Raw genomic sequence first — 3,722 nt, forward strand, 5'->3', positions numbered from 1 at the left:
AAAAAGTCTGAAGCATTTCGCTTGGTTCTACTTCAGGGATGTCAACAAATAAATCGGTATTTTCATTTAAAGTTAAGTTAAATTGCTTGATGAGTCGATTGAGTTTGAAATCGCTATAAGCCATTGTTTATTCGCTCTTACAAAGAGATGAGTTAGAGTTTGCACAACAGAGATTCATATCCTTGGGGTATTTTACTCCTTTTCTTGCAGCAGTGCGTCATAGAGAACGCCAGCAAGATGTGATGCCTCTTATTTTAACGGGAAAATTCAGCTATACTGGGGAAGAGAACCGCCACCTCAGTTTAACCTCATCTTACCCAACAGCCCATCCCCTAGCCAAACCCCTGAAGGCATTCCCAAACCGTTTAGGAGAAAACCGTTATAACTCCCTCAATTCAATCCCGCACTGAGATTACCCTAGAAGAATTTTTACAGTTACCTGAAACCAAACCCGCCAGTGAATATATCAATGGAGTAATTTATCAAAAACCCATGCCACAAACCGAGCATAGCTGGATCAGAACTAAGCTAGGTACTGCTATCAATAATGTGGGTAAATTCGAGAAAATAGTGGCCGCTTTTCCCGAGTTGAATTGTAACTTTGGCGGGTCTTCCATCGTGCCAGATATAGCAGTATTTGAATGGCACAGGATTCCCCGAAAACCGAATGGCAGACTGGAAAATCGCGTGACCATTGCACCGGATTGGACGATTGAAATTTGGTCTCCTGACCAAGTTGTGAATCGGATGATGAGAAGAATTATCTTTTGCCTCAATCACGGAACCCAGATAGTATGGTTAGTCGATCCAGAGGATGAATCGGTGATAATTTTCAAACCCAATCAAACCCCCGAGGTAAAAACTGGGGATGATGCGTTACCCGCTTTACCTGTATTAACTGATTGGCAATTATCCGTCCGAGATATAATTGGATGGCTGTATTTTGAGTAAAACTAGAAAAAAACAGGACTACCCCTGTCAAGTTTGTGGCCTTTTTTTAACTCCTGAAGGAGTTACTACGAACGTTTGTAGTAACCCCTTCAGGGGTTGCCTCAAAATGACTCAGTGAAGGAGTCAGTATGAACGTTTGTAGAGCTTGAGTATTTAAAGTAGAGTTTTAAAGCAAAAAAGAGGTAGGATGGTTTGTGGAGCAAAAACCCTCCAACTGAGAAGACCCTCGAATTCGTGCTAGTAGAGAAAAACTGTGCCGCGCATCTTTGATAATATTGAGTTGCCCCTACATCCAGCCCTCCGAGACACGCTGAAACTCTCGTATCGGGCAGATTTTTGCGTGGGATACTTCAACCTGAGAGGGTGGCAAAAGATAGATGATTTGATTGAGCGTTATGTGGGCGGTGAGGGGTCCTGTTGTCGGCTGTTGGTGGGAATGCAAACTCTGCCGAGGGATGAGGTTCAGGCAGCGTTTAGCTTGGGTCCAAGTGAGGGGCGAATTGATAACAGTGGGATTCTGCGTTTTAAAAAACGGATGGCTGCTGAATTTCGTCACCAGTTGGCGATCGGTGCACCGACGAACTGGGATGAAGCTGGATTGCGCCGAGTTAGCCGTCAAATTAAAGCGGGTAAACTGATTGTTAAACTCTTTTTAGCGCACCCTCTTCATGCCAAACTTTATCTGATTCATCGTCAAGATCCAAATAGCCCGATTGTGGGATTTTTAGGCAGTAGTAATTTGACTTTGGCTGGATTGAGAAATCAGGGGGAATTGAATGTTGATGTCTTAGACTTTGATGCTTGCCAGAAGTTGCAGAAGTGGTTTGACGATCGCTGGAAAGAGTATGGCTGTATCGATATTTCTAAAGAACTTGCGGAAATTATTGATGAAAGTTGGGCAAGGGAAGAACTGATTCCGCCGTATCACATTTATTTAAAAATTGCTTATCATCTCTCCCGAGAGGCGATCGCCGGACTTTCTGAATTTAGAATTCCTCGGGAATTTAGCGGTTTATTTGACTTCCAAAAAGCAGCAGTTCAACTGGCTGCCCGCCATGTCACCAAGCGCGGGGGGGTTCTGGTTGGGGATGTTGTTGGCTTAGGTAAAACCCTGGTGGGAACTGCCCTAGCAAAAATTCTCCAAGAGGATTGCCTCTTAGAAACACTGATTATCTGCCCTAAAAACCTGGTCAAAATGTGGCAAGACTATGTAGATAATTACCGTCTCTATGCTAAAGTTTTACCGATTAGCCAGGTACAAAATCAATTGCCTGAGTTACGCCGTTACCGGGTTGTTTTAATTGATGAAAGTCACAATTTACGGAACCGGGACGGAAAACGGTATCGGGCCATTCAAGAATATATTGCTGCAAATGAAAGCAAGTGTATTTTCCTGTCTGCTACGCCTTATAATAAAACTTATTTAGATTTATCCTCTCAATTGCGGTTATTCGTTTCAGAAGACCAGAACTTGGGATTTCGGCCAGAGGCGCTGTTGAATGAACTGGGAGGGAGTACGGCAGGAGAACTGGAATTTATCCGCCGACATCAATGCTTGGTGTCCTCTTTAGCGGCTTTTGAAAAAAGCGACCATCCCGATGATTGGCGAGAATTGATGAAGCATTACATGGTCCGGCGAACTCGTTCGTTTATTAAAGAAAACTATGCCCAAACTGACGAAGAAACCGGGCGTAAATATTTAGAATTTCCAGATGGTAACCGTTCTTATTTTCCCGATCGCATTCCGGCTACTCTCAAATTCCCCCTAGATACTGCTGACTCAAATCCCTATTCACGGCTGTATTCGGAGGGCGTGGTAGATGTGATTAATGCCCTGACATTACCCCGGTATGGACTGGGAAATTATATCCTGAAAAAGCATAAGATTTCCCCCACGGAAGTGGAACAGTATCAACTCAATGCCCTTTCTCGGGCGGGTAGGCGGTTGATGGGATTTTCGCGGACTAATCTGTTTAAACGGTTAGAAAGTAGTGGCATTGCTTTTATCCAGTCTTTAGAACGACACATTTTACGAAATTTTATCTATTTATATGCCATTGAGAATCAGTTGAATATTCCCATTGGGACTCAAGATGCGGAGTTGTTGGATACACGCAATAGTGACGAAGATTCGGATTCGATAACGGCGATCGAACTGGAGGCGGAAACCGAAGAAGGGGAGAACCCAGATTTAGAATTGGAAGATTTGTTAGCCCGATCGCAAAAAGTTTTCAAGCAGCGAGCAAAGGCAGTTTACCAAGACTATGAAACCCGCTACCAACGGCGGTTTAAATGGCTAAAACCTGCTTTATTTGATACGAAAGCCTTGAAACGTGACCTATTAGCGGATGCTAAGGCTTTGATTGAAGTGCTGCAAACCGGTGGAGAGTGGCATCCCCAGCAAGATAAAAAATTCATGGCTTTGGTGGAATTATTAACCCGAACTTATCCCCAGCAAAAGGTGCTAGTTTTTACTCAGTTTGCTGATACAGTGCGCTATTTAACCGAGAATTTAACCACCCTCCAGATTCAGGGAGTAGCTGGAGTTACGGGTCAGTCTCCAGACCCTACAGAATTGGCAAATCGATTTAGTCCGGTGAGTAATGGGAAAGAGGATAAAATTAGCCCGAATCAAGAACTGCGGGTGTTAATTGCTACGGATGTTTTGAGTGAAGGACAGAACCTCCAAGATTGCGCTATTATTGTCAATTATGATTTACCTTGGGCCATTATTCGGCTAATTCAGCGGGCGGGACGGGTCGATAGAATTG

2 protein-coding genes are annotated in these 3,722 nt (G+C 43.8%); both read left to right on the forward strand.

Annotated features, from left to right (window positions below):
• The first annotated feature begins 411 nt into the window (after nt 1–411).
• Nucleotides 412–951 carry a Uma2 family endonuclease gene (locus tag J0895_RS05515; RefSeq protein ID WP_340643459.1) on the forward strand — a complete coding sequence of 180 codons (540 nt, stop codon included), beginning with the start codon at nt 412–414 and terminating at the stop codon, nt 949–951.
• A gap of 253 nt (nt 952–1,204) precedes the next feature.
• On the forward strand, nt 1,205–3,722 hold a 2,518-nt coding region (locus J0895_RS05520), incomplete at its 3' end, for a helicase-related protein (RefSeq protein WP_207087119.1).

This window comes from Phormidium pseudopriestleyi FRX01, from assembly GCF_017313335.1.
GTDB lineage: Bacteria > Cyanobacteriota > Cyanobacteriia > Cyanobacteriales > Laspinemataceae > Laspinema > Laspinema pseudopriestleyi.